This window comes from Saccharopolyspora shandongensis, from assembly GCF_900106995.1.
Lineage (GTDB): Bacteria > Actinomycetota > Actinomycetes > Mycobacteriales > Pseudonocardiaceae > Saccharopolyspora > Saccharopolyspora shandongensis.
Genome location: NZ_FNOK01000052.1, coordinates 1 through 25,119, shown reverse-complemented (window position 1 = coordinate 25,119; position 25,119 = coordinate 1). Strand labels below are relative to the sequence as shown.

At 69.5% G+C, this 25,119-nt stretch carries 22 protein-coding genes; 7 read left to right on the top strand and 15 right to left on the bottom strand.

Annotated elements, in window-relative coordinates:
• Nucleotides 1-468: 468 nt before the first annotated feature.
• The 7 genes from BLW84_RS36250 to BLW84_RS36220 form a co-directional block, all read right to left on the bottom strand.
• Nucleotides 469-1,245 carry an ABC transporter ATP-binding protein gene (locus BLW84_RS36250; RefSeq protein ID WP_093275120.1) on the bottom strand — a complete coding sequence of 259 codons (777 nt, stop codon included), beginning with the start codon at nucleotides 1,243-1,245 and terminating at the stop codon, nucleotides 469-471.
• The gene (locus tag BLW84_RS36245; RefSeq protein WP_093275117.1) at nucleotides 1,242-2,261 is read right to left on the bottom strand and encodes a FecCD family ABC transporter permease; all 1,020 of its coding nucleotides are present in this window, start codon (nucleotides 2,259-2,261) and stop codon (nucleotides 1,242-1,244) included. The genes BLW84_RS36250 and BLW84_RS36245 overlap by 4 nt, the downstream gene beginning before the upstream one ends.
• Nucleotides 2,258-3,217: a FecCD family ABC transporter permease gene (locus BLW84_RS36240; RefSeq protein ID WP_093275115.1), complete on the bottom strand. Its 960-nt coding sequence runs from the start codon at nucleotides 3,215-3,217 to the stop codon at nucleotides 2,258-2,260. Before BLW84_RS36240 ends, BLW84_RS36245 begins: the two co-directional genes overlap by 4 nt.
• Nucleotides 3,218-3,285: 68 nt before the next feature.
• Nucleotides 3,286-4,278, bottom strand: coding sequence for an ABC transporter substrate-binding protein (locus BLW84_RS36235; RefSeq protein WP_093275112.1), 993 nt, complete (start codon nucleotides 4,276-4,278; stop codon nucleotides 3,286-3,288).
• 97 nt (nucleotides 4,279-4,375) lie between these two features.
• Nucleotides 4,376-5,254, bottom strand: coding sequence for a siderophore-interacting protein (locus tag BLW84_RS36230; RefSeq protein WP_093275110.1), 879 nt, complete (start codon nucleotides 5,252-5,254; stop codon nucleotides 4,376-4,378).
• Nucleotides 5,251-5,469 carry an MbtH family protein gene (locus BLW84_RS36225; protein ID WP_093275107.1) on the bottom strand — a complete coding sequence of 73 codons (219 nt, stop codon included), beginning with the start codon at nucleotides 5,467-5,469 and terminating at the stop codon, nucleotides 5,251-5,253. Before BLW84_RS36225 ends, BLW84_RS36230 begins: the two co-directional genes overlap by 4 nt.
• Nucleotides 5,470-5,523: 54 nt before the next feature.
• Nucleotides 5,524-6,660: a 3-deoxy-7-phosphoheptulonate synthase gene (locus tag BLW84_RS36220; RefSeq protein ID WP_093275104.1), complete on the bottom strand. Its 1,137-nt coding sequence runs from the start codon at nucleotides 6,658-6,660 to the stop codon at nucleotides 5,524-5,526.
• Between the two features lie 200 nt (nucleotides 6,661-6,860).
• Between BLW84_RS36220 and BLW84_RS36215 the strand changes: the two genes are divergently transcribed.
• Nucleotides 6,861-7,184 (top strand): hypothetical protein, encoded by a 324-nt coding sequence (locus BLW84_RS36215; protein ID WP_093275102.1) that lies wholly within the window; start codon nucleotides 6,861-6,863, stop codon nucleotides 7,182-7,184.
• Nucleotides 7,185-7,519: 335 nt separating this feature from the next.
• Nucleotides 7,520-7,753: a hypothetical protein gene (locus BLW84_RS36210; protein WP_093275099.1), complete on the top strand. Its 234-nt coding sequence runs from the start codon at nucleotides 7,520-7,522 to the stop codon at nucleotides 7,751-7,753.
• Nucleotides 7,754-8,241: 488 nt separating this feature from the next.
• On the opposite strand, the gene BLW84_RS47975 is transcribed toward BLW84_RS36210, so the two are convergent.
• Nucleotides 8,242-8,544 (bottom strand): hypothetical protein, encoded by a 303-nt coding sequence (locus BLW84_RS47975; protein WP_093275096.1) that lies wholly within the window; start codon nucleotides 8,542-8,544, stop codon nucleotides 8,242-8,244.
• On the opposite strand from BLW84_RS47975, the gene BLW84_RS50525 reads away from it, so the two are divergent.
• Together BLW84_RS50525 and BLW84_RS36195 are read left to right on the top strand one after the other, a co-directional pair.
• Nucleotides 8,449-9,264 carry a histidine kinase dimerization/phosphoacceptor domain-containing protein gene (locus tag BLW84_RS50525; RefSeq protein ID WP_143061223.1) on the top strand — a complete coding sequence of 272 codons (816 nt, stop codon included), beginning with the start codon at nucleotides 8,449-8,451 and terminating at the stop codon, nucleotides 9,262-9,264. The two genes, BLW84_RS47975 and BLW84_RS50525, sit on opposite strands and share 96 nt — an antisense overlap.
• Nucleotides 9,265-9,639: 375 nt before the next feature.
• A complete protein-coding gene (locus tag BLW84_RS36195; protein ID WP_093275089.1) occupies nucleotides 9,640-11,064 on the top strand; it encodes an MFS transporter in 1,425 nt (474 codons plus the stop codon).
• Between the two features lie 153 nt (nucleotides 11,065-11,217).
• On the opposite strand, the gene BLW84_RS36190 is transcribed toward BLW84_RS36195, so the two are convergent.
• Nucleotides 11,218-12,069: a TauD/TfdA dioxygenase family protein gene (locus BLW84_RS36190; RefSeq protein ID WP_093275086.1), complete on the bottom strand. Its 852-nt coding sequence runs from the start codon at nucleotides 12,067-12,069 to the stop codon at nucleotides 11,218-11,220.
• 181 nt (nucleotides 12,070-12,250) lie between these two features.
• Between BLW84_RS36190 and BLW84_RS36185 the strand changes: the two genes are divergently transcribed.
• The gene (locus tag BLW84_RS36185) at nucleotides 12,251-13,279 is read left to right on the top strand and encodes a methyltransferase (protein ID WP_093275083.1); all 1,029 of its coding nucleotides are present in this window, start codon (nucleotides 12,251-12,253) and stop codon (nucleotides 13,277-13,279) included.
• Between the two features lie 23 nt (nucleotides 13,280-13,302).
• Here the strand turns inward: BLW84_RS36185 and BLW84_RS36180 are convergent, their stop codons facing one another.
• From BLW84_RS36180 to BLW84_RS36165, 4 genes are read right to left on the bottom strand one after another with little or no spacing between them, the layout of a single operon-like run.
• Nucleotides 13,303-14,601, bottom strand: coding sequence for an FAD-dependent oxidoreductase (locus tag BLW84_RS36180; RefSeq protein ID WP_093275080.1), 1,299 nt, complete (start codon nucleotides 14,599-14,601; stop codon nucleotides 13,303-13,305).
• Entirely contained in the window at nucleotides 14,598-15,581 is a 984-nt protein-coding gene (locus tag BLW84_RS36175) for a UbiA family prenyltransferase (protein ID WP_177226879.1), read from the bottom strand. The genes BLW84_RS36180 and BLW84_RS36175 overlap by 4 nt, the downstream gene beginning before the upstream one ends.
• 3 nt (nucleotides 15,582-15,584) lie before the next feature.
• On the bottom strand, nucleotides 15,585-16,592 hold the full coding sequence (locus tag BLW84_RS36170) for a polyprenyl synthetase family protein (RefSeq protein ID WP_093275078.1): 1,008 nt from the start codon (nucleotides 16,590-16,592) through the stop codon (nucleotides 15,585-15,587).
• Nucleotide 16,593: 1 nt separating this feature from the next.
• Nucleotides 16,594-17,646 carry an aminotransferase class I/II-fold pyridoxal phosphate-dependent enzyme gene (locus BLW84_RS36165; protein ID WP_245761630.1) on the bottom strand — a complete coding sequence of 351 codons (1,053 nt, stop codon included), beginning with the start codon at nucleotides 17,644-17,646 and terminating at the stop codon, nucleotides 16,594-16,596.
• 974 nt (nucleotides 17,647-18,620) lie between these two features.
• On the opposite strand from BLW84_RS36165, the gene BLW84_RS36160 reads away from it, so the two are divergent.
• Entirely contained in the window at nucleotides 18,621-20,297 is a 1,677-nt protein-coding gene (locus tag BLW84_RS36160) for a prenyltransferase/squalene oxidase repeat-containing protein (protein WP_093275072.1), read from the top strand.
• A 55-nt stretch (nucleotides 20,298-20,352) separates the two neighbouring features.
• Nucleotides 20,353-21,561 carry a cytochrome P450 family protein gene (locus BLW84_RS36155; RefSeq protein ID WP_093275069.1) on the top strand — a complete coding sequence of 403 codons (1,209 nt, stop codon included), beginning with the start codon at nucleotides 20,353-20,355 and terminating at the stop codon, nucleotides 21,559-21,561.
• 367 nt (nucleotides 21,562-21,928) lie between these two features.
• Here BLW84_RS36155 and BLW84_RS36150 read toward each other — a convergent pair whose 3' ends face one another.
• Nucleotides 21,929-23,839 (bottom strand): alkaline phosphatase family protein, encoded by a 1,911-nt coding sequence (locus BLW84_RS36150; protein ID WP_177226878.1) that lies wholly within the window; start codon nucleotides 23,837-23,839, stop codon nucleotides 21,929-21,931.
• An 818-nt stretch (nucleotides 23,840-24,657) separates the two neighbouring features.
• Nucleotides 24,658-25,119, bottom strand: a 462-nt coding sequence (locus BLW84_RS36140) for a glutaminase (RefSeq protein ID WP_177226877.1), incomplete at its 5' end; no start/stop codon positions are given.

Genomic DNA, 25,119 nt, shown 5'->3' with positions numbered 1-25,119 from the left:
AACACCAAGGTCATCATTAGCTTAGGCTAAGCTAAGACAATCTCAAGCGAACGTCACGCCGATCTCACCGAGCTCGGCAGCGCGAACCCGGTCCCGCGGTTTCAATGGAAACTGCAGTCCTTCGGCGTGTCGGGCCACGACACGCCGAAGGACTGTGGACAACTCCCGCAATTTCAATGAGCGTTTTTCATCCTGGTGAGCCCGCAGCCGCGGGTCGCAAAGCTGCACGTCGATGGGGTGCCGCATGCGCCGCAGGCGCATAGCCCACCTACGACACCTGCACCGCCGCGGGTTCACGGCGCCCACCCCCTCGGGGTTCCCTCGGCGAGGACGGCCCTGACGCCGTGTATTGGACATACATAAGTCAGGGCACCCACAGACCAGGGAGCCTCTGAGGTTCCGCCACCCGCACCGCCACGCAAATCGAGGTTGGAAAAACCTCGTTGAAATTGCGGCACACCTGGGGGGTCAGGGCTTCGGGACGACCATCGGCGTGCCCGTCAGCGGGTCCGGGACGACGATGCTGGGGAGGTCGAAGACGTCCTCCAACAGCGTCTCGTCGACGATGTCGGCGGCGGCACCTTCGGCCACGACCTGGCCGTCCTTCATCGCCACCAGGTGATCGGCGTAGCGGCAGGCCTGGTTGATGTCGTGCAGCACCGCGATGATCGTGCGGCCCTCGTCGCGCAGCTTCGCCAGCAGCGTCAGCAGCTGGTACTGGTGCGCGATGTCCAGGAACGACGTCGGCTCGTCCAGCAGCAGGTAGGGCGTCTGCTGGGCCAGCACCATCGCCACCCACACCCGCTGCCGCTGCCCGCCGGAGAGCTCGGCGACCGGCCGCTCGGCCAGTTCCGCGACGCCTGCGGCGGCCATCGCCTCGGCGACCGCCCGCTCGTCCTCCTCCGAGGTCGTGGCGAGGAAGGACTGGTGCGGGAACCGGCCCCGGCCGACCAGCTGCTCCACCCGGATGTTCTCCGGCACCGCCGGGTCCTGCGGCAGGAAGCCCAGCGAGCGGGCGAGCTCCTTGGTCGGGTACGACCCGACCGGCCGGCCGTCGAAGTTCGCCGCGCCTGAAACGGGCTTCAGCAGCCGCACGAACGCGCGCAGGAGGGTCGACTTCCCGCACGCGTTCGGGCCCACGATGGCGGTGAACGCGCCATCCGGGATGTCGAGGCCGAGCCGGGTGCAAACCACCCTGTCGCCGTAGCCCAGGCTGAGTTCCTGCGCGCTCAGTCGCGAGGTCATGCGCGCTCCACTTCCTTGGTGAGCAGCCAGATCAGGTAGCAGCCGCCGATCGCGGCGCTCACCACGCCGACCGGGAGCGACACCGGCGCCAGCAGCATCTGCGCGATCAGGTCCGCGGCGAGCAGCAGCACCGCGCCGGTGAGCGCGGCGGGCAGCAGCGGCACGCCGACGGCCTTGGCCAGCCGCCGCCCGATCTGGGGTGCGGCCAGCGCGATGAACACGATCGGCCCGGCCACCGCGGTCACGGTCGCCGTGCATCCGACGCCTACCAGCACCAGCAGCAACCGGTGCCGGTGCAGCGAAACACCGGTGGCCACGGCGACGGAGTCGCCCAGCGCGGTCTGGTGCATCGCGTGCGCCTGGGTGGCCAGCAGCGCCAGCAGGCCCAGGATGATCGCGAACGGCAGGTACACGTCGGCCCAGTCGATGCCGTTGAGCGAGCCCGCGCTCCAGCCGACCGCGGCGATCGCCACCTCCAGCTCGGCGCGCAGCACGATCCAGGCGTTCACCGAGGTGAGGATGGCGTTCATCGCGATGCCGACGATCACCAGGCGCAGCCCGGACAATCCGCCCTTCGCCGAGAGCAGGTAGATCACCGCGGCGGCCAGCACGCCGCCGAGCACCGAGCTCCCGGCCAGCTGCGCGGAGGTCCCGGACAGCACGGTGATCGCGAACAGCGCGCCGGTGTAGGCGCCCGCGTCGAGGCCGATGACGTCCGGGCTGCCCATCGGGTTGCGGGTGACGTTCTGGAAGATCGCCCCGGCAACTCCGAGCGCCGCGCCGAACACGACCCCGGCGAGCACTCGCGGCAGCCGCCACTGCGCGACGACCACCGTCCAGTCGCCGGTGCCCGCGAGCGCGGCCAGCACCTCGCCCGGAGTCAGCCAGGAAGCGCCGAAGCACAGCCCGAGCAGCGACAGGCCGAGGATCAGCACGATTAGCGCGGCGGCGAGCAGGACCGTCCGGCGCGGCAGGCGCAGTGCCCGGCCGCGCGCACGAACCACGATCGCGTTCATAGCGCCACCGACCCGTATCGCCGGACCGCCCAGATCAGCACCGGGCCGCCGAGGAAGCCGGTCACGATCGCCACCGGCACCTCCCCCGTCGGCAGCAGCACGCGGGCGCCGACGTCGGACAGCAACATCAGCACCGCGCCCAGCACGGCGGTGTAGGCCAGCTGCCAGGAAACGGAGCCCGGGGCCATCCGGCGGGCGAGGTGCGGCACGATCAGCCCGACGAACAGGATCGGCCCGGCGAGCGCCGTCGCCGCCCCGGTCAGGACCGTGATCACGACCAGCGTCGCCACCCGCACCCACGCCACGCGCGTGCCGAGGGTGCGCGCGACGGTCTCACCGAGCTCGATCGCGTTCAAGGACCGGGCTAGCAGCATCGCCGCGACCAGCGCCAATCCGGTCGCGACCAGCGGCACCGCCAGCGGCACCTGCTCGCGACCGGCCAGCGAGCCGACCGCCCAGAAGCGGTACTGGTCGAAGACGTCGGGGTTCAGCAGGCGCAACCCGAGCGACAACCCGGACAGCACCGCGCTCAGCGCCACGCCCGTGAGCACCAGCCGCAGCGGCGACCGGCGCCCGACCGCGTAGACCAGCAGCGCGGCCAGCACCGCGCCCACGATCGCCGCGAACAGCTCGCCGAGCTGGGAAACCGCCACCCCGAGCGCGGAGCCGACCGCGACGGCGAAGCCGGCACCCACGGTCACGCCCAGGATGCCGGGCTCCGCGAGCGGGTTGCGGGACAGCGTCTGGATCAGCCCGCCCGCGACGGCCAGCGCCGCGCCGACGCTGATGCCGAGCAGCACGCGCGGCACGCGGACGTCCCAGATGATCAGGTGCTCGGACGAGCCGTCGAAGGCCATCAGCGCTTGCAGCACCTCGGCGGGCCGCAGCGACTGCGCGCCGATGGCGATGCCGAGCACGGCCGCCGCCACGAGGGCGACGGCCGCCGCCAGCAGCATCACGGCACGGCGCCCGGTCGCCCCAGGCGCCGAGCGTGCTCTCGTCGAACTCACGCGACTGCCGGAGATCACTTCGCCAGCAGCGGGGCGAACGCCTGGTCGATCGTGTCGAGCGCGCGCATCGCCGCCGGGTAGGTCGCCGCCTCCGTGTAGCGGATCGGGAAGACCTTGCCCGCCTTCACCGCGGGCAGGTTCTTCCACAGCTCCGAGTCGAGCACGTACTGCACCGCCGGGGCGACCGTGCCGTCCGGCTTGACCGAGTAGGTGATCGCGTCGGCCTCCGCGAACGCGGCGGGCAGCTCCTCGATGGACGGGTACTCGCTGACGTCGCGCGAGCCGCCGCCCTTGACCTTGACGTCGCCGTAGTACTTGCCGCCGATGTCGTTGATGACGCTGGTGCCCCAGGACTTGTCGAACTCGCGCTGGAAGTTTCCCTTGGCCACCTGGCCGTAGGAGCCGACGTGCCCGAGCTTCAGCCCCGGCAACACCGGCTGGTACCTCTGCTTCAGCTCGGCGGCCTTCGCCTCGTACGCCGCCTTGGCGGCGTCGTAGTTCTCCAGCGCGCCCGCGGCGTCGGCGTACTTGCGGGTGAGCTCGCGCCACTCGGCCGGGTTCTTCGGGCCGATCGCGACGACCGGCGCGACCGCCTTGAGCCGCTCCACGTCGACGTCGCCGAGCACCGGGGTGGGCACGCCGATCACGATCAGGTCGGGCCGCGCCTTGGCGATCGCCTCGTAGTTGGTCTCCGCCGCCGACTCGCCCGCGACCTTGTCCAGCTTCTCGTAGGTCGCGAGATCTTCCGGGGTGAACATCGGGACGCCGCGCGCCCAGGCCGAGATGCCGACCAGCGGGGCGTCGGCCTCGATCAGCGCGGGCACCGCGTACCCGGTCGCGATCACGCGCTGGGGCTTGGCCGGGATGGTGATCTGGCCGTTGTCCGCGGCGAAGACCCGGGTCTGGGCATCCGCGGTCGTGGCGGAGCCGCCCGCCCCGCAGCCGGCGAGGCCGGCCGCGGCGACGACGAGGGCGGCGGCGCCCCCGAGAGACCGAGCTAAACGCATTCGTGTGTCCTTGATTAGAGGTTTATTTAGGGTTGGCTAACCTTAATCGGTGGTTCGCGGCGTCCACAAGAACGACTTGCCGCCACCGCTCGCCCGGTCACGCCTCGTGGTGGTGATGGTGGTGATCGTGGTCGTCGTCGAAGTCCGCGATACCGCGCTTCCAGTAGCCCGTGACGTCGTAGTCGCGCTTGTCCAGCCCCAACTCGCCCTTGACCCAGCGGCGCAGCGGCTTGAGCACGCCGGCCTCGCCCGCCAGCCACACGTACAGCCGCTCGCCCTCCAGCACGGGCACCGCCCGGACGGCGCTCTCCAGCGCGTCGCACGTGCCCGGCGGGTTCGGGCCCCGGTGCAGCCACCGCACCTCGACGTCCTCGGGCGCGGACAGCTCGATCTCCTCGTCGGGGTCGGCGACCTCGATGAACGCCCAGCCCTTCGCGGTGCGCGGCAGCTCCTCCAGCCGGCGCGCGATCGCGGGCAGCGCGGTGATGTCGCCGGCCAGCAGGTAGCGGTCGTAGGTGTGCGGCACGATCAGCCCGCCGGGCGGGCCCGCCACGTGCATCACGTCGCCGGGCGCGACCGCGCGTGCCCACTCCGAGGCGAGGCCGCCGGGGTGCAGCACGATGTCGATGTCGATCTCGCCCGCGTCGGGGTCGTACCGGCGCACCGTGTACTCGCGCGACGTCGGGGACGGCTTGGGCCAGCGCAGCAGCAGCCCGTTCTGCTCGGGCAGGCGCAACCTGCCGTCCGCGTCCGGGAACATGAGCTTGACGTGCTCGCACGGCGAGTGCGCCTCGAAGCCCTCCGTGCCCGGGCCGCCGAGGGTGACGCGCAGGAGCCCGGCCCCGATCATCTCGGTGCGCACGACCTCCGTCTCGCGGATCCGGATCGGGTAGCCCACCTTCTCCGCGTGCCGGCCCTCCCGGACCCGCGCGATCCGGTCCAGATGCCCGATCCGCTCCGCCTCCGCGCGCGTCATGCGGTCCCCTCCCCCATCGCGATCCGCAGGCTCTTCGGCCGCAGGTCCGTCCAGTTCGCCCGGATGTGGTCCAGGCACGCCTCGCGGGCATCCGGGCCGAACACCTGCCGCCAGCCCGCCGGGATCTCGGCGAACTCCGGCCAGAGCGAGTGCTGTTCCTCGTCGTTGACCAGCACCAGGAAGGTGCCTTCCGGGTCGTCGAACGGGTTCATCAGGACTTGCTCACCTCTCTCGAATAGTGCTTGACGCCGACCGGGCCCGCAGACCGCTCACAGCCCGACCGGCCGCGTCCGGGGCCGCACCGACGCGATCCGCCTGCGGCGCGCGGCCTCCGCGAGGACGTCCAGGCAGCGCGCGGTGGTGGGCCAGTCCAGGCAGCCGTCGGTGACGCTGACGCCGTGGCGCAGTGGCCGCGCGGCGACGTCCTGGTTGCCCTCCTCCAGGAAGGACTCGATCATGACTCCGAGCAGGCCGCGGTTTCCCGCCGCGACCTGCGCCGCCACGTCCTCGACGACGCCCGGCTGCCGCCAGTGGTCCTTCCCGCTGTTGCCGTGCGAGGCATCGACCACGACGCCCGCCCCGACGCCCGCGGCGCGCAGCTCGTCGAGCGCCGCGCCGACGGACGCCGCGTCGTAGTTGGGCCGCGCGCCACCGCGAAGCACGACGTGGCAAGCGGAATTGCCCGCGCCGACGACCGCGGACGGGACTCCGCCGGCGGCCAGCGCCGGGAAGGTGTGCGGTGCCCGCGCGGCTCGCACCGCGGCGATCGCGACCTCGACGTCCCCGGTCACGCCGTTCTTCATGCCGATGGGCATCGGCAACGCCGAAGCGAGCTGCCGGTGCGGCTGGGAAGCCACCGTGCGCGCGCCGAGCGCGCCCCACGACACCAGGTCGAGCACGTACGGGGCGAGGAACGGATCCACGAACTCGTACGCCAGCGGGAGGCCGGAATTCGCTGCGCGCACGAGGAATTCGCGCCCGATCGCCAGCCCCTCGGCCAGGTCCTCCCGGCCGGCGAGGTGCGGGTCGTGCAGCAGGCCCTTCCAGCCGACCGAGGTTCGCGGCTTCTCCAGGTACGCGCGCAGCACCACCAGCAGGTCGCGGTCGTGCGCCGCGGCGGCGGCCGCCAGCTCGTGGGCGTACTGCAGCGCGGCGTCCGGGTCGTGCACCGAGCACGGCCCGACGATGACCAGCAGCCGGTCGTCCGCACCATCGACGATCTCCCGCACAGCGCGGCGGTGCCCGGTCACCTGGGCGCGCAGCCGCTCGCCGCGCGGGAAGCGCTCGGCCAGCTCGGCCGGGGTGGGCAGCGGCCCGAGGACCCGTGCCGAGTCGTCCGGCCATGCCAGGGCGAGCGGTTCGTCCGCGATGGCGGGCAGTTCGAGGGGTACCGCGGGTCCAGCCATGCCGGCGAGCTCCTCCTCCGTCGTGATTCCCGAGCGGTCGGCGCCGGGAGCACGAAACCCAGCAGACCACTTGGGTTAGCCTAACCTAATCAAAACGGGCACAAGGCTCAAGTGATCAAGGGAACAGCACTGCGCGAAAAGGATCATCCAGACGCAGGCCGGGACTTCCACGCTCCCGATCACTCGGCGAGACTGAGGACATGCCACCGCAGGAACTGCTCGCGACGCCGCGATGGCGGCGAACCGGCGACACGCGCTTCCCGATAGCCGCCACCGTCGACGGCCGGTCGTGGGTCTTGCGGCTCAACCGCTTCCCAGATCATCCACTGTGGACTCTGTTCGTCGACGGCGATCGGCGTTTCGACATCGACGACACGCCACCCACCTGGGGAAAGCCGTTGGACAAAACGGCCCCACCACTGGACGCCACCACCGCGGCGGAAGCCCTCGCCCCCGTCCGGGACTTCGTGGCCTACGGCAGCGAGGTCGGCGACCCCTGCGACAACATGTTCTGCTGCGGCTGAAATCCGCACGAACGCGGATCCGGCACGGCCCGGTGCACCGCGCGCGGTTCACTCCGCACTCCCTTCCTGGACCTCGGGGCAAACCCACTGCCCATTCTTCCCCACCCGCGGACAATTCCGGTGGCCCCGGACATCTCGCTGATAACTTCGGCCGCAGCGATCGAGTTCGGGGACGGCGTTCAGCCGATCCCCGGCAACGATCGCAGGTTCACCCGAAAGGCGGCCGCCGGCCGCGCCGAACCCCGGACAACCGCGAGTCCGGAATACCGGCGCGCCGGCGGCAATCCATGGCGGTAATGCGAGTTCCGCATTTTCCGGGCGTAGGAGGATCAACTGTGAAGAAGCTCATGGCCGGCGCCTTCGTGGGATTCGGCATGCTTGTGGCCACCGCGACGTCCGCGACCGCCGCACCGGCCGAGTGGTACTACACCGGGTACTGGTACAACAGCGAGGCCGCGTGCGAGCAGGGCTACCAGGACCAGGTCGGCGGACCGGGCGGGCCGGGCGCGGACCTGCCGCACGAGTGCCGGCCGAACAACGGCGTTTACGAGCTGTGGCGCATGCGGTGACGACTCACCCCTGACCGAGCACCCGGAGTGGGGGCGTCCGGAGAACACCGGACGCCCCCACTCCTCGTCTCGGGACGATCCGAGCGGCAATGCGCCGAAAGCGTGAACATCGGCAAACCCGCTCGCCTCGCACCGGGGATTTCTCCTCCTCCCTTGATTCCTCGGCCCGCGAGCCCGCCGGGCCCCATTCGCGGCCGTGATCCAGAACACGCGCCCCCGGAAACAAGCCCTGAGCACGCCATTTCCGCGGTTTTCGCGGGCATTCGCCCGGTAGGGCGTCCCACACTTCTCACCACGCGATACCTTCGCAGGGTGCGTGGGCAGGAAAGACGAGCGATCGAGGCGGTGTCGGAGTACCTCGCGCAGCTGAGGCGCGCCCCGACCCGCGCGATCTGGCCCACGTGGTCGGCACCGCGCTCGGTGCCACCGGATGCGCGTTCAGCGTTGCGGGAGACTGCTACCGGTGGGGGCACGGAGCCGGGCCGCGGCTAGAGCACCCCGTCGAGTACGGCGGTGAGCTGCAGGGGATCCGCGCCCTCGCACCGGAATCCGCCGGGCCGGTGACCGCGCTCGCAGCGGTGCTCGGCGCGCCGCTGGCGGCGGTCCGCCTGGCCACCGAGACCGACCGGCTGCGCCGCGACGGCGATGCCGCGGCGCGCGAGCTGGCCGACGACGGGTGGCGCGCGACAGTGGAGATGGAGCAGGAACGACGCGGGCTGGAACGCGACCTGCACGACGGCGCCCAGCACCACCTCGTCGCGCTGCGGATGGCGCTCGCGCTCGTCGAGCACGGACCTAGCTGGCGAAGCTCGACCCGCAGGCCCGGGAGACGCCGATCCCCGTCTTCGCCATCCCCTATGGACAGTCGGGGGACGAGAACATCAAAACGCCGCAGGAGATCTCCAGGATCACCAAGGCCACGTACAACGACACGACCAATCCCCTGGACATCGACCAGACGTTTGAACGCGTCTTCCGGGATTTCGGGTGAGCACATGTCGTTTCCAGAGCGGTTCCGCGATCGGGTGGCGGTCGCCGAGGCGATCGTCTTCGGGTTGCTCAGCGGGATCTTCGCGCTGTGGTGGCCGTGGCCGTGGCTGGCGGCGGTCGTCGGTCCGGCGATCGCCGTCGTGGTGTTCCTGATCGCGACGTGGCGCAAGCTCGCGCCGGCCCCGCCCCGGTCGGACCCCACCGAGTTCGACATCGAGGAACGGGTCCGCGTCTGGGCGAGGAACGCCGGCGACAACGCCCGCGGGCACGCCGACCAGGCCGTCGAGCTGGCCGGTGACATCGTGATCCTGAAGTTCCAGTGCGAGCGGGCCATGCAGTTCGTCGAAGACGACTCGGCGCGAGCGGAGGCGGCGAAGCGGCTGCGCACGATCGTCGATTTCGTCGAGACGCGCAAGCACGCCCCGGAACAGGCTGTCGGGTGGGACGTGCTGGTGAGGCACCTCCGGACGGCCCAGGAAGAGCTCAAGGGAGAACTCGGGAAACTCCCCCGGAACTCGTGAACAGCGAACGGGCCGGCTCCGCTCACCGCGTCGCGTCCCGGTGGGAGCTCACCCGTGGCTGTGCACCCTCGTGCTCGCGACGGCGATCAACCACGCCTCCAGGATCGCCCACTCCGCATCCGTCGAATCGCCACGCGCCACAACCACAATCGATCACCACCGCTCGACCTTCCGGCGGACGCGTCCTAGTGCTTTTGCGGCACTGGGAAAGTGATCCGGCCGCCACAGGTGGAGGAAAACCCTGAAAATGCTACTCCTGTCCGGGAAAGACAGTCGCTACCGGCATGATCGCGATGCTTCGATGGTTGAAGGCTTCGTGGAACCCGCCGGACTCGGAGTCGCCCGACCGCGCAGACGATGGGAGCTCATCCGATCATGACCAGTGCCTCCAGCACGCCTCCCGTCGCAGCCCCGCAGGTGCGGTCTGGCACCGTCGTCCCGGTGCTGGCGTTCAGCGGCATCGTCGTCTCGCTCACGCTGGCCCTGATGATCCCGCTGGTGCCCAAGCTGCCCGGGATGCTGAACGCGAGCGCGGCGGATGCCGCGTGGGCGATCACCGCCGCGCTGTTCGCCGCGGCCATCGCCACGCCCACCGTCGGCCGGCTCGGCGACATGTACGGGAAGCGGCGGATGCTGCTGTTCAGCCTCGGGATGCTGGTGCTGGGCTCGGTCGTGTGCGCGCTGTCGAGCGGGCTCGCCCCGATGCTGGTCGGGCGGGTGTTGCAGGGATTGTCCGCCGGCGTCATCCCGCTGGGCGTCAGCATCATGCGCGACGAGCTGCCGCCGGAACGGCTCAGCGGCGCGACCGCGGTGATGACCGCCTCCCTCGGCGTCGGCGCGGCGCTGGGGCTGCCCGTGGCGGCGTTCATCGCCGAGAACGCCGACTGGCGCACCCTGTTCTGGGTGGCCGCGGCTCTCGGCGCCGTCGGCGCAGTGCTCGTGATCGCGCTCGTGCCAGAGTCGCGGGTCCGCACCGGCGGGCGGTTCGACCTGCCGGGCGCGGTGGGCCTGTCGGTCGCGTTGCTGTGCCTGCTGCTGGTGATCTCCAAGGGCGCGGACTGGGGTTGGACCGGCGGTTTGACTCCCGGACTGCTCGTCGCCGGACTGGCGGTGCTGGCGGTGTGGGGCTGGTGGGAACTGCGCGCGCCGCAGCCGCTGGTCGACCTGCGCACCACCGTGCGCCGCCAGGTGCTGCTCACCAACATCGCTTCCGTGGTGTTCGGGTTCGCGATGTTCGCGATGTCCCTGGTCGTCCCGCAACTGCTGCAACTGCCCGTGGCCACCGGATACGGGCTCGGGCAGTCGCTCCTCGTGGCGGGCCTGGTGATGGCGCCGAACGGGCTGATCATGATGGCGATGGCGCCGGTGTCGGCGCGGATCTCGCGGACCAGGGGGCCGAAGGTCACGCTGATGGCCGGCGCGCTCGTGGTCGCCATCGGGTACGGCTTGAGCCAGGTGATGATGTCAAGCATCTGGCAGCTCGTGGTCGTCTCCAGCATCGTCGGTGTCGGCGTCGGACTCGCCTACGCCGCGATGCCCGGGCTCATCATGGCCGCCGTGCCGGTGTCCGAGACCGCGGCGGCCAACAGCCTCAACACGCTGATGCGCTCCATCGGCACCTCGCTGTCCAGTTCGGTCGCGGGGGTCGTGCTTGCGCATCTGACGATCGACCTGGGCAGCGCGGCAGTCCCCTCGCTCAACGGGTTCCGCGTCGTGCTGACCATCGGCGCGGTCGCCGCGCTCGTCGCCCTGCTGATCGCCGCCTTCCTGCCGGGCTCCGCACGTTCCGCGGACCGGTAGCCCGGTCGTCGGCCGAAGGGACCGCACGACTCGTGCACACCATCTGCCCAGATCAGAACCCCACCGGTGGTTTCACCGGTGGGGTTTCGCCCTTGGTGTCCAGGCCGGGGACAGGACGACGCACATCGGGGCGGCCTCGGCAGGCCGCTGCCGTCATGCCTTGGCTTGCTGACGGAAGTCGGCGGCGGTGCGTCCGGTGTCCGAGAGGTGCGGCCAGCGTGGCTCGTCGCCCTTCGGTTCGTCACCCAGGATCGTCACCCGGTGCCCGACACGGCGTTCGGTGTAGTCGTTGACGGCGTAGTGCTGGGTGACCCTGTTGTCCCACATGGCGATCCCGCCCGGCTTCCAGCCGAACCGGCAGATGTTCTCCGGACGCTCCGCCACGGCGAAGAGATGTTCGAGCAGCGCATCGCTTTCCGCCCGGCGCAGCTGGGGGAAGTGCATGGTGAACATCCGGTTCACGTACAGCGATCGCCTGCCGGTCACCGGATGCACGCGCACCACCGGGTGCTCGGCCTCGAAGGAGGTGCCGTTCGGGTGCGTGAAGGCATGCACGGCCGTCAGCCCGTCCAGGAAGTCCCTGAGCGGCGCGGAGAGGGCCTCGTAGGCCAGGTACTGGTTGCTCCACATCGTGTCGCCACCGCGCGGTGGACACTGCACGATCTGCAGGATGGACGCGATCGGCGGATTCGCCTGGAAGGTCACGTCGGTGTGCCAGACGTCGGCCTTCGCGCCCTGATCGGAGTCGAGCACCACGATCTCCTGATGTCCGTCCATTTTGGGCAGGAACGGATGAACCTCCAGTTCTCCCAGGAAACGGCCGAAGTTCTTGTGCGCCTCGGCGGAGAGCGGATCGGCCTCCGGGAAGAACAGCACGAGGTTCTCCATGAGCAGATCGTGCAGCCGCGCGAAGGATTCCTCGGTCAGCTTCTCCAGGTCCAGGCCACGCACCTCGGCGCCCAGCGCGCCGGAAACGGGACGTACGTCGATGTCGTTGCTCGCCATTGGACGGTCACCTCATCTTCCTTGTGTACTCGCATATTCCTGGCATGCTTGCGCGAGCCCGCACCGGAGTATCCGATGCGGCTCCCTTTGTGATCACGATCGTTGACGCGGCGACCGGCGGCCGGTAAGGATGGAAAGACGGAGGCGGTCGAGTCCTCAATCCGAAGGGAAACAGGTGTCCATGGATTCCGCGGAATCTCAAGATGCTGTCACCGAGACGAGTCTCGAACTGACCAGACTCATCGATCTGGCAACACCTTTCGCCATTCGCGTCGCGGTGACGCTGCGGTTGCCGGAGCTGGTGTCCGGGGGCACGACCGAACTCGGTCCGCTCGCGACCGCCACGGGAGCACACCGGGAATCCCTGGCCCGACTTCTGCGCCACCTCGTCCACATCGGACTGTTCGCCGAGACCGAGCCGGGCAACTACGGACTGACGGCATTGTCCCGGCAGCTGCTCTCCGAGGACGGCAAATGGTTGCGGGACTGGCTCGACCTGGAAGGCCCGGGCACCCGGATGGACCTGGCGTTCAGCGGCATGCTGCACTCCATCCGCACCGGCACGTCGGCCTACGGGACGGTGCACGGCACCCCGTTCTGGGACGACTACCAGCGAAACGACGACCTTCGGCGCTTCTTCGGCGGCGTCATGGTCGCCTACGCCTGGCAGACCGGGCCGGTGCTCGCCACGGAGTTCGACTGGACGGGAGCGCGGACCGCCATCGACGTCGGCGGCGGGCACGGTGCCCTGCTCGCCGAGATCGTCCGGGCCAATCCGCACCTCGGCGGTGAGGTGCTCGATCTGCCGGCGGTCGCCCCGGAGGCCGAACAGTTCTTGACCGAGGCGGGCGTGGCAGGGCAGATCTCGTTCGTGCCGGGCAGTTTCTTCGACCCGCTGCCGCCCGGCCGGGACGTCTACCTGGTCTCCCGCGTGATCACGGACTGGAACGACGAGGACGCGGTGCGGATTCTTCGGCGCTGCGCCGAAGCCGCCGGCGACAACAGCCGGGTACTGGTCGTGGAAGTTCTCGCCGGCGATGACCACGCCAAGCAGAACACGTCCTTCGACCTGCAGTCCCTGGTCCTGCTGGGCGGCCAGGAACGCAGCGTCGCGGACTTCGAGGCGCTGGTGGACAAGGCGGGGCTGAGCCTGATCGAGACCCGCACCTGGCCCGGCGGCCTCGTCGTCGTGGAGTGCAGGCCGCAGTGACGCCCCCGGCTCGGCGCCGGTCCTCATGCCCATCCGGGCCGGCGCCGTGCCAGCGGATCTGGCAGCAACCCGAGCTGGCAGAGCCGGTCGAACGGCGAAAGCCGGTGCAGGCCGAGACCGGCAAGGTTGTGCATGACGGTGAAGCTGAGCCGCTGGTTCGCGCCGGTGTTCCGCAGTGCCCGCCGGCCGATCGTGCGGCCCACCCACGACAGGTCGGTCAGCATGCGCGCGGCGTTGTGGCTGATCTTGCCGATCTGGAGCAGTTCGGGCAGGCGTCGAAGCTGGTACTCGCGCAACGCGATGTCCACATCGGACTCTTCGAGGGACTGGGACCGGTCGGCGATGCATGCGCTCAGGGCGTGGGCGTCGTAGATGGCGCTGTTCATGCCTTGCGCCGCCATCGGATGCACCGAATGTGCCGATTCGCCGACCAGCGCCATGCCGGGCACGGACAGGCCGTCGGCGACGAACCGGGCCACCGGAAACGTTTGCCGGTCGTGCAGACTGCCCCGCAATTGGTCCTCGAACGTCGCCAGATCGGGCAGTTCCGCGATCAGCGCGTCACCCCAGCTCCGCAGCGCGTCGTGTGCCATGCCCCGGAGCTCGTTCGGTTCTACCTGGACGTAGAGCCGGATCCGGTTCCCGGGCAGCGGATAGCGCATTCGCAGACCACGGTCGGTGACGTAGGCGGTCACCTCCGCCGCCGCGCCGGGCACGTCGGGGATGTCGAGGGCGACCAGCCGGTGCGGGTAGTCCTTCCGGTTCGCCTCGATACCCGCCGCACGCCGAAGCCGCGATGAAACGCCGTCGGCCGCGATCACCAGCGGTGCGCGGATTTCGTACGCATCTCCGCCTTCCCGCACGGTCACTCCGGTGATTCGTCCATTGTCGTCGCGAACCGCCTCGCGGACCGTCACACCGCGGCGAAGCCCGACGGTCTCCGGCAGGCTTTCGGCGAGGGCGCCCAGGATCGACTCGTGGTCGGCCGACAGCAGCCAGTTGGTCGCGTCCGGCAACTGCGTGTAGTCCAGCGACATCCGGGCGTCGCCCCGGCCCTCGCAGGCGACCAGCGCGGAAAGCCTTACCGCGCCTAGATGTTCCAGGCGTTTGGTGACCCCCCACGCATCCAGGATCTTCAACGCCCCGGGCTGCAGCACCTCGCCCTTCGGTATCTGGGGCACCTTTGGTTGCTTCTCGACGACCACAACCCGCAGCCCCAGTGCGCCGAGCGCATGTGCGGCGGCCAGGCCGCCCACACCCGCCCCGCAGACCACGACGTCCGCACGCTCGGTGCCGACTTTCTCGGAAGCCGGAGAGTTCATGTCGGCTGGGTCTCCCTGTCGTCGTCGGCGATTTCGTGTTTCGACCGCATCGCGGCCTGGGTCCACAGGCTGAAAACCAGCGCCAGGACGAGCAGCGAGCCGACCGCGAACGCGGGGACGGTGCGAGCGAGTACCGCGCCGGCGAGAACGAGGCGTTCGGCTACCAGGAGCTCATGTGCCCGCAACGCACGGGCCTGGCTCAGCGTCGGCGCCAGCCACAGCAGCGGTAGCACCGCGACCAGGCCGACGCAGGCCGCTACGGCGAGCAGCACCGGGTAGCCGGGCCGGTGCGGCAGCAAGATGCCGAATGCGGCGGTGACGATCGCCGAGACGTATAGGACTGTGATCAGCCGGGTGGCGTAGCGCATCCCGTTTCGCACGGGCACCGACCGGTAACCGGCGGCGCGATCGCCGTCGACGTCGCGGAGCGTGCCGACCAGATTGGACGCCGTGTCGTGCAGCAGGAAGACCACGGCGAACGCGACTGCCGGCCAACCGGGCAGCGGATCCACGACCATGGCGCCGATCAGGAAGGCCAGCGCGGTGATCAGGCCGCGCACCAGGTTCCCGGAGAGACCACGGGCCTTGCAGAACCTGCTGTAGGCCACGATTCCGCCCAGCGCCGCGACCACCAGCAGCAGCGTCCGCCAGTTCGCCCAGGCCAGCAACGCCGCCGCGCCGACCGCGAACCCGGTGCCGCAGGCGAGCGCGGTCCCGGCCGTCAGCCTTCCGGACGGGATGGGCCGCTGCGGTTTCGCGACCCGGTCCAGCTCCCGGTCGAAGTAGTCACCGAGGTAGTGCCCGGACAGCCAGCCGAACGCGGTCCCGCAGCCGGCGATGACGAACTCGACGAGCCCGGCCGCGCCGCCGACACCGGCGCCCGCGACGCCCACGAGCACCGGATAGCAGAGCGTGTACGGCCGGCAGGTCTGCACGTGCGCCCACAGGCTTCGGCGCGCTCCCGCCCATCGGTCGCGCATGGCCTACCGGTTCCGGGCGATGGACAGATCGGCGATGGCCAGCATCTGTTCGACCGCCGCCGTCCCCGGCAGGTCCGCGATGCTCTCGCGGGCCCGGGCGATCTCTTCGGCGGCGCGCGCCCGGCTGAGGTCCAGCGCTCCGGTCGTGATCAGGAGCTCCCGCATGAGCCGGTGCGAATCCGCGACCGGCAGCCGGCCGGACAACGCCTCGGCGAACCGGCGCCGGTCGCCGTCCCCGGCGGCTTGGTAGCCGACGAGCACCGGGAATGTGGGGCGCATGTTGGCCACGTCGCTGGTGCCCGGCTTGCCCGTCGTCGGGGAATCGGCCAGGTAGGGCAGCAGATCGTCGAAGATCTGGAAACCCACGCCGAGATGCTCGGCGTACCGGGTGACGGCGTCGGCGTGTTCGGCGGTGGCGCCGCCGAGAATCGCCCCGGCCCGGCAGGCGCCCCGGAACAGCGCGCCGGTCTTGAGCGCCACCATCTCCTGGTAGTCGCCGACGGCGCAGTTCAGATCGCCTGCCATGCCGGCTTCCCGGACCTGCCCCCGGCACACATCGGATCCCGCGGTGGACAGGACCCGGGCCGCCTCCAGCACGGCGGCCGGCTGCACGGCCGTGCATTCGAGGAGCGCGCTGGTCATGTTCAGGATCAGGAAGTCGCCCGCGACCAGCGCGTCGGGCACGCCGTAATGGGCGTGCACGGTGGGCCGGCCCCGGCGCAGCTCGTCATCGTCGATGATGTCGTCGTGCACCAGTGTGGCCACGTGCAGGTATTCCACGGCCAAGGCGGCCGGTAACAGCTGTGCGCTGTCGCCGCCGGTGGCCTCAGCCGAGGTGAGCAGCAGCATCGGTCGCAGCATCTTGCCGGGCGCCAGCAGTGCGTAGCCGGCCATCTGCTCGATCCGATCCGCGACCGCCGACCACCTTTTCCGCATCTCGCGGTTGAGCAGCCCGATCAGTTCCGGGGAGCCGAATCCGGCGGGCACCGCGTAGGTTTCGGTGTTGGTCATGTCACGCGCGATCGACGGAAACCGGCTGCCGCACCTGGGAGTCGCCGCCCGGCGGTTCGTCGCCGTGCAGGAAACTCCGGGTGAGTTCGAGCAATGCGTCGTTGGCCTCGGGAGTGCCGACCGTCACCCGGACCCCGGTGCCGCCGGCGAGCGTCCGCACCTCGATGCCACCGGCCGCGCAGAAACGCACGAAGGACTCGTTCGCCTCGCCGAGCGTCAGCCAGTGGAAGTTGCCGTGGCTGCGGGGCACCTCCAGGCCGAGCGCGAGCAACCGCGCGTGCACCCGGTCGCGTTCTGCGGCGACTTCGGCGCACTGCCTTCGCATCACCTCCTCGGCGCGCAGCGCGGTGATCGCGGCATCCTGTGCCACGGTGCTGACCCGGAAGAAGTACGAGCCGGGCCGGAGTCCGGCGACCACTGCCTCGTCGGCGATCAGGTAACCGACCCGGAGCCCGAGCAGCCCGTGGGACTTGGAGAAGGTGCGCACCACGCAAACGCGCGGATCTTCGCCGGCGAGCCGGATGCCGTTGGCGATCGCGGATTGATCGGCGAAATCGGCGTACGCCTCGTCGATCAGCACGAGGACGCCGGCGGGCAGGCGGTCCAGGAACGTCCGCATCTCGGCCTCGCCGAACACGGTTCCGGTCGGGTTGTTCGGATTGCACAGCAGCACGACCTTGGTCCGCTCGGTGACGGCGTCGGCCATCGCCACCAGGTCGTGAGTGTCCTCCCGGAGCGCCACCGGCACCGCCGTGGCGCCCGCATTGCGCACCAGCAGCGGATACATCTCGAACGACGGCCACGCGTGCACGACCTCGCCGCCGCCCGCGAAGGCGGTGAGGAACTGCTGCAGGAGCGCCCCCGAACCGGGGCCGACGAACACCCGCGCGGAATCCACCCCGAGATGTCCGGCGATCGCCTGCGTCAACCCGGTGGACATGGCGTCGAGCGTCAGGTTGACCCGACCGGCTCCGTCCACAATGGCCTCGCGCACTCCGGGCAGTGGTGCCGCGAAGTTCTCGTTCAGGGACAACTGGTGCCGGATGGTAGTCACAGGCTGATCTCCGTTCATAACGTGCGCACGCTCTCACCGCGCAAGCGGAGTCCGGTCGCGGCAGCTGGGGCCGCGAAAGGCGAACAGGCTTGACCGAAACGAGGAAGACCGGGATTCAGGCCGGGTGGATCAGAGGATTCCGGGTCGGCCGGCCGCGAAACGGGTGCGCGATGAGCCCGCGGGCTCGTGGCGCGTGCCGTCGAGCGACACCGCGTCCGGAGGAGAATCGTTCGGTAAGCGTGCATCGCGGGCGGGGGACCCGTGGCCTGCGATCTCCAAGTTCACTCCTTCGGCAAGGGAAAACCTTCACCAGGAAGCCCCGCTCGTCCCGGACACCTTTCCTGTCGGGGCGATGCGGGGAACAGGCTGCCGACTCCCTGGTCCGGCGCGGACCAGGGTGCATCCGTCTCTTCGTCGAGGACTTGTGATATTGATCTTGATTACCGCAGACCGGACGTCATCGTGTCAACAGGTTCACACCAAGAAAGGCGCGAATGGGCAATGGTGTTGCCCGAAAGCCCTGAATGTCCATCAACTTGAAGATGCCCCACCTGCGGTGTATCGCGGGCAGGGCGACGGCGGCGAACCGGCAGTATACCGATATGCACGAAATCGCCGGTATACCAATGAAAAGTGAGGTCGGCGTGCTCCGGTCCCGGACTCCTCGGTCTCGATCTGGCTCATTGTAGACACTTCGCGCGAAAACCTGGTCGAGCCAGGAGTGGTCGAGTATGGTGAAGCACGCGCAAAATCGGGTAGTGGACAACGCATTTCGCCCGATATCCGCGACCGATATCCGCGACCACGACGCCGACCAGGTGACGACCTGCCCGATCAACAGGTCGTCACCTGGTCGGCGGTTGTGGTGGGTACGCGCACAGGTGCGGGTGCTCACCGGTTCGAAGAAATCCCTTCCGGGCCGCCGCACCCCGCCACGAGTTGCCGAATACCACGACCGGGCTGGAGGAATCCGCATGACGACGGTGCAGGCCGACCCTGATCCGTTCACGGACGTGCTCGACGAAGCGATCCGTGAGGGCGCGGAGGCGCTGTTCCTCGCTCAGCGTGCCGACGGCGTGTTCGACTACAGCGAGGACAACCTGACCTCGACGCTGGGGACGGTCGGTGCGCTGTCCGCGCTGCATTACGCCGACCCGGAAGGCAGTGCGGACCTGATCGCGGCGGGCGCCGGGTGGCTCAGGCGAACGCAGAACGCCGATGGCGGTTGGGCGATGGTTCCCGGCCTGTCCAGCGAGGCCGGGCCGACGGCCGTCAGTTCGGCCGTGCTCCACCTGGTCGACCCGGTGGGCAGCTCCGCGTCGGTGGCGGCCGGGCAGCGCTGGATGACGGATTTCGGCGGCCTGGACGCGATCCCGCACCCCGAGGTCGTCTCGTGGTGCCGGCAGTACTACGGCTTCGTCGGCTGGCTTGCTCCCGAGGAAATGCGCCGCTTCCCTCTGGAGGTGGCGCTGTTGCCGGGCCTGTACCGCAGGCTGTTCGACCTGCGTGTGCCGATGGCGTTCGCGCTCGGCCTCGCCCAGGCCCGGCACAAGCCCCTCACCCGCTTCCAGCAGGTGCTGGCCCGGCTGGGGGAACCGAACGCGCTGAAGGCGATCCGGCAGGTCTACGAGCACGAGGGCTCGACCGGGGCGTGGTGCGAAAACGCCTGGGTCACCGGCCTGGTCTGCACCGGTCTGGCCCGCGCGGAACTGGCGCCGGACATGGTCGAAGCCGCGGTCAAGTGGTTTCGCCGGACGATGGACCCCGACGGCTGGTGGCAGACCGGACCGCTCGACGCGGCGTGGACGATGTACGCCGCGCGCGGTCTTGCCGAGGCCGGCTACGCCGACGACCCGAGGCTGGCCGCGTCGGCCGGGCTGTTCGTGCGCCTCCAGCAGCATCGCCCGTTCCTCGCGTTCGGGTGCCCGCCGGGCTACTGGGGCTGGGCGGGCACCGAGGGCTGGCCCTCGACCTTGGAGACGAGCGAGATCCTTTCCGTGCTGTGCCGGCTGCCCGGCGAGGGGCAGGCCGGGGCGGTCGAGCGCGGTGTCGACTGGCTGACCCGGTTGCAGGACACTCGCGGCTCCTGGGGTCTCTGCGTGCGCAACACCAAGGTCGCCAACAGCGGGCCGTGCCCGATGACCACCGTGCAGGCCGTCGATGCGCTGCTCGACGCGGGTGTCCCGGCGGATGACCGGCGGGTTCGCCGCGCGCTGCGCTGGCTCGCCAAGGCCCAGTTGCCGGACGGCGCCTTCGAGTCGGTGTGGTACCGGCACCACACGATGGCTACCGCCGCGGTGCTCGAAACCTTCTCCAAAGCCGGTTTGGCGGACGACGGAACGGCCCGCCGCGCGAGGGCATGGCTGGAAAGTGCCCGGCTGTCCGACGGTTCGTGGGGCGACGGGCATGGTGCGCCCGCCACCGTCGAAGAGACCGGCTGGGCGATCTCGGGCCTGCTGGCCTCGGGCGCCGGTCCGGCTTCCGTGCGTCCCGGGGTGGACTGGTTGCTGGCGAGGCGGACGCCTGGCGGTGGGTGGCCGGCGGAGAGCGTCCACGAGTACGTGCGCTACGTGAGCCGATACAGCAACCCCGCGTTCACGCAGGGCATGGCCCTTCGCGCGCTCGGCCGCTACCGGGATGCGGTGCGCTGATCCCACAGGTATTCCGGCATCGCCGCACGGCACACCCCAAGGAACGGAGAACCCCATGACAGGTGCGACGCAAGAGGATTCCTTCACCGAGCACTACTGGCGAGACCCGCACGCGGCGCTCGCCGGGACGCGCGAGACCTGTCCCGTCCGCGAGGTCGACTTCGAGGGCGGGCGGACCTGGCTGGTCACCCGCTACGACGACGTGCGGGCGGGGCTCGCCGACGAGCGGCTGGCGAAGGACTGGCGGTCCAGCCTGCCCGCCGAGGAACGCGCGTCCGCACCGCCTGGGCTGCCTGCCCCGATGTCGCACATGCTGACCTCGCTCGACCCGCCTGAGCACACCCGGCTGCGCAGCCTGGTCACCCAGGCGTTCACCGCTCGCCGGATCGCCACGCTGCGCCCGCGCGTCGAGTCCGTCGCCGAAGAACTGCTGGCGGATCTGCCCGAGGACGAACCGATCGATCTCGTGGCGCGTTACGCGATCGTGCTGCCGATGGTGGTGATCAGCGAACTGCTCGGCGTCCCCGAGATCGATCGTGACGAGTTCGCGCGGCTGTCCACCGTCCTCATCGACGAATGCCCCGAGCCCGAGCTGGAACGTGCCTCCACGCAGATGGCCACTTACCTGGAGGGGCTGGTCGCGGCCAAGCGCGCCGCGCCCGACGATGCATTGCTCTCCGCGCTGATCTCGGCGTCCGACGAGGGTGACCGGCTCTCCGACCTGGAGATCGTGGCGATGGCGATGCTGCTGCTGATGGCTGGCCACGAGACCACTGCGGTGTTCATCACCAACAGCGTCCGCGCCCTGGTGGCCGACGACTCCGCGCGCGAGCGACTCGCCAGGCCCGAGTCGGTGCCGTCGCTGATCGAGGAGTTGCTGCGCTGGCTCTCGCCGGCCCTCAACGCCTCGTTGCGGTTCGCCACCGAGGATCTGGAGATCGGCGGGGTCACGATCCCCAGGGGTGCATCGGTCACCCTGTCCACGGGTGCGGCCAACCGCGACCCGGCGCGGTTCGGTGATCCGGAGGTGCTGGACCCGGACCGCAACACCGCCGGCCACCTCGCCTTCGGCTACGGCATCCACCGATGCCTGGGTGCCGCGCTGGTCCGGCTGGAGGGCGAGGTCGGGCTGGCCGCCCTGTTCAATCGCTTCCCGCGACTGCGCGTCGTGGCCGACCCGGCCGACCTGACCTACCGCCGCAGCGTCCACGTGCACGCCCCGCGCACGTTGCCGGTGGTGCTCGGTCCCCGCGCCGGGGGCTGAGACGCGCAACGTGGTGGCACGAAGCAGTGGGGCACCCCGTTTCCCGGAGTGCCCTTGAATCGGGTGCGCAAGGGATCAGCCGGTGGGCGGCCCCCATCGTTCGATGCTCCAGCGATATCAGCGCAGCCGAGCGAGGATTCCACCGCTGCAAGCAAATCCGGGCGATCGCAACCCGCGACGACAAGCTCCCACTCCACTGGCAACCCGGCAACGACGACTTGATCCGCGCCACACCGGACAAAACCCGGCGGACAGGAAATTGCTCACCCTCGTCCGTGCGGGACCCGGCGCAGCCGTCCATGCGATGACGGCATGATCGTCGGAGGGGCCGCCCCGCCGCACGCCGCGAACCGGCCCCTCCACGTGGTCAGTGCACTGCTCGGGTGACGTTCAGCTCGGCGGCCGATGTGTACGGTCCGGCGTGCGAGGACGTGGCGACGAGCTTGAGGTAGCGGGCCGGCGTGCCGTTCAGAGTGACGGTCTGCTCGGCCGTGGTGTTCGCGAAGGTCCCGGTCGCGAGGTTGGTCCACGCGGTGCGGTCCGTGCTCGCCCAGACCTCGTATCCGGCTATCCGGCCGTTGACGCCCGTCTGGCGGGGCAGGTAACGCAGGCCGGTGACCTCGAGCTCTTCACCGAGGTCGAGCACGATGTGGTGCGGCAGCGGGTCCTTTTCTCCGTACCAGCGGGTGTGCCAGATGGTGGCCGGGTTACCGTCCAGGACGTTCGCTGCGCGGCCGTCCTCCCCGACGGTCTCCTCGCTGTCGACCTCGGCCACCCGCATCTGTCCTTGGGGGACTATCGCCGGGTGGAAGGTGGTGCCGGTGCCCTTGTCGGTGTTCTTGGCGTTCTTGTAGGTGGCCTGTGCGGACAGTGTGTAGGCATCGGGCTTTGCGTCCGCGGGGGCGGTGACCGCCCAGGTGGTCTTCACCGACTGGTCGGGCTGGACCTGATTGAACGTGGTGGGCGAGGTTGGCTCGGCCGTCCAGCCGCTGGGCACGGTGAGGCTGACGGAGGCGTCCGAAAGCGCCACCGGGCTGCTGTCGTTGGTGTAGGTGGTCGTCACAGTGACGGCGGAGCCGGGCTTGAAGACCGAGGGCGTGTCGACTGTGAGCGAGTGATGCACCCCCACGAAGCCGGGCACCTCCCACCTTTGCTGGAGCTTGCCATCGCAGTCCCGGAGTTCTGCCGGGGTTCCGTTGGCGATGTCCGGGCCGGGGACGGTCAGGCAGCGGCCAGACGCCTGGTTGAGCAGGGAACCGTCGGCCTTGGGCTGCCAGGTCTGCGCGGGGGTGCCGTCGCAGTCGGCGAGTCCGGTCGTGTTCCCGTCCGGGGTGGCGGCAAGGCACTTGCCGGACTGGCGGATCGTGCCGTCCGCGTGCCTGATCCACTGCTGGTTGGCGGCGGCTTCGCAGTGCCACATACCGAGCGCGCCCGGCTCGGCCGGGTTGGTCTGGTGGTTTTCCAGGCAGCGCCCGGCCATGCCGCGCAGGGGCTCGGTCTTCGACAGATCCCACGGGTCTGTGATCGTGGAGACGTCCGCGTCGGCAGTGTGGTTGATGTGGTCCAGGCCGTACATGTCCAGCAGCGTGCGCAGCACGTTGTAGTGGTTGATCTTCTGGTCGTACTCGCTGGCCCTGGCCATCGGCCCGACCATGATCGTCGGGATGTGGTTGGCCGGGGTGAAGTCGTCCTCGTCCCAGGTCAGGATGAAGAGGCTGTTGTGCGTCTTGGCCCACTGGATGTAGGAGTCGAACTTGGCTTTGACCCAGGCGTCACCTTGGGCGAGGGTGCCGTCGTGCATGCTCTGGTCGCCATTGCCGACGACAAAGGAGACGGTGGGAAGCGCTTCGAAACCGGCCGGTGTGGTCGGGAAGTCCGCCAGCCTCTTGTCCATCGGGTTCAGGTTGTCCGCAGTGCCCGGAATGTTCTTGTAGCGGAGCCACTGCGTGGGGCGCCCCTGGTCGGCATAGTCGGCGAAGCTGTACCCGTGGGTCACCAGCTGGTTGGGGAGATTGTCGGTGTCGACGGACTCCGGAGCGGGCCAGGCGCTGGTCTTCACGATGTCCGAGCCGGACAACAGCGAGTAGTAATTCGGCAGACTCGGGTGCGTAACGCCATACGAACTGGTGAACGACGCGCCCTGGGTCTCCAGGGACTTGATGTACGGCACCTGGTCCTGAGGCTTGGTGGACGGGTTGTTGAGGATGTCGTCGTAGCCCTTGTTCTCCATCATCACCATGACCACGTGGTCCGGCCGGGGAACTGCGGTGGATCCCACGACAACAGAAGACTCGGTGCTCGAAGGTGCGTCCGGAGCCTCCGCGGCCGCGGCGATGGCCCCCGGGAGGGCGATGCTTGCTAGCAGGGCCGAGGCCATCAGGCCTCGAATGCTTGAGCGCGATATGCGCATTCTGGTGCTTCCTTATGAGGGCGACAGCACACCGGCCGACCTCGCGGCCAAGACCACCGAAAAGGCAAACGGCGGTGCTTCCACTGTGCTTTCGCGTCCATTCATGGCAGCCAGGAGCGTAGATATAACCCGGTAACGATCAGTGAACTTCTCTCAAACACGGCCGCGACGGTAGTTGTCAGGTCAAATTCATAAGTTGATCAAGGTTTTTGAGATGATCTCGTCTTGCGGAGCGTGGTGATCTGACCAATGAGCAGTGGGCGAAGCTGGAACCGTTGCTGCCCAAGGGAAAGAGGTCCGGGCGTCCGCCAAAGCAGTCGACTCGACAGTGGCACGTGCACACCAGCACGCGGCCGGTGCACAGCAAAAGGGGATCTTCAGAAGGAGCCGCCGGGCGGGGTCGAGATCGAACCAGCCGATCACGGGCTGAGGTGCTCCCGCGGAGGACTGACGACCCGCACTCGACAAGGACGTCCACGAGCAGCGACACACTGTCGAGTGCGGGATCAACCGCCTCAAACGGAACCGAGCCGTGGCCACCAGGTACGACAAGCTCGCCGTCCGCTACGAAGCAGCCGTCACCATCGCAGCGATCAACGAATGGCTCTCATGATTTTCGAAACAGACCCTAGTGCCACGTGCGCTTCGCAACGTGCGCGGCGATTCCGCGCCGGCGGATCGCCCGGTCAGAAGACAGACCATCCGGTCAGCGTGGTGAAGTGATCGAGCGCGGCCACCCCGGCCACGGAGTTGCCGCGCTTGTCCAGCCCCGGGCTCCACACCGCGATCGCGCACCGGCCCGGCACGATCGCGAGGATCCCGCCACCGACCCCGCTCTTGCCCGGGATGCCGACCCGGTAGGCGAAATCCCCGGCGGCGTCGTAGGTCCCGCAGGTGAGCATGATCGCGTTGATCCGCTTGACCTGCCGGCAGGTGACCAGCTCCGAACCGTCGCGGCGGACACCGCGCGCGGCGAGGAACCGCCCCGCCAGGGCCAGGTCCCGGCAGCTCATCTCGATCGCACACTGCCGGACGTACTGGTCGAGCACGGTCGCCACCGGGTTGCGCATGTTGCCGTAGGACGCCATGAAATGGGTCAGGGCCAGGTTGCGGTCCGCGTGGGCCGCTTCGGAGGCGGCGACCTCTTC

Bases quoted from the DNA above. Each gene is read 5' to 3' on its own strand.
- BLW84_RS36180 (WP_093275080.1), bottom strand. From the start codon at position 14,601: ATGAACTCTCCGGCTTCCGAGAAAGTCGGCACCGAGCGTGCGGACGTC.
- BLW84_RS36215 (WP_093275102.1), top strand. From the start codon at position 6,861: ATGCCACCGCAGGAACTGCTCGCGACGCCGCGATGGCGGCGAACCGGC.
- BLW84_RS50525 (WP_143061223.1), top strand. From the start codon at position 8,449: ATGGAGCAGGAACGACGCGGGCTGGAACGCGACCTGCACGACGGCGCC.
- BLW84_RS36220 (WP_093275104.1), bottom strand. From the start codon at position 6,660: ATGGCTGGACCCGCGGTACCCCTCGAACTGCCCGCCATCGCGGACGAA.
- BLW84_RS36240 (WP_093275115.1), bottom strand. From the start codon at position 3,217: ATGCTGCTGGCGGCGGCCGTCGCCCTCGTGGCGGCGGCCGTGCTCGGC.
- BLW84_RS36175 (WP_177226879.1), bottom strand. From the start codon at position 15,581: ATGCGCGACCGATGGGCGGGAGCGCGCCGAAGCCTGTGGGCGCACGTG.
- BLW84_RS36230 (WP_093275110.1), bottom strand. From the start codon at position 5,254: ATGACGCGCGCGGAGGCGGAGCGGATCGGGCATCTGGACCGGATCGCG.
- BLW84_RS36190 (WP_093275086.1), bottom strand. From the start codon at position 12,069: ATGGCGAGCAACGACATCGACGTACGTCCCGTTTCCGGCGCGCTGGGC.
- BLW84_RS36170 (WP_093275078.1), bottom strand. From the start codon at position 16,592: ATGACCAACACCGAAACCTACGCGGTGCCCGCCGGATTCGGCTCCCCG.
- BLW84_RS36155 (WP_093275069.1), top strand. From the start codon at position 20,353: ATGACAGGTGCGACGCAAGAGGATTCCTTCACCGAGCACTACTGGCGA.
- BLW84_RS36250 (WP_093275120.1), bottom strand. From the start codon at position 1,245: ATGACCTCGCGACTGAGCGCGCAGGAACTCAGCCTGGGCTACGGCGAC.
- BLW84_RS36245 (WP_093275117.1), bottom strand. From the start codon at position 2,261: ATGAACGCGATCGTGGTTCGTGCGCGCGGCCGGGCACTGCGCCTGCCG.
- BLW84_RS36235 (WP_093275112.1), bottom strand. From the start codon at position 4,278: ATGCGTTTAGCTCGGTCTCTCGGGGGCGCCGCCGCCCTCGTCGTCGCC.
- BLW84_RS36195 (WP_093275089.1), top strand. From the start codon at position 9,640: ATGACCAGTGCCTCCAGCACGCCTCCCGTCGCAGCCCCGCAGGTGCGG.
- BLW84_RS36160 (WP_093275072.1), top strand. From the start codon at position 18,621: ATGACGACGGTGCAGGCCGACCCTGATCCGTTCACGGACGTGCTCGAC.
- BLW84_RS36185 (WP_093275083.1), top strand. From the start codon at position 12,251: ATGGATTCCGCGGAATCTCAAGATGCTGTCACCGAGACGAGTCTCGAA.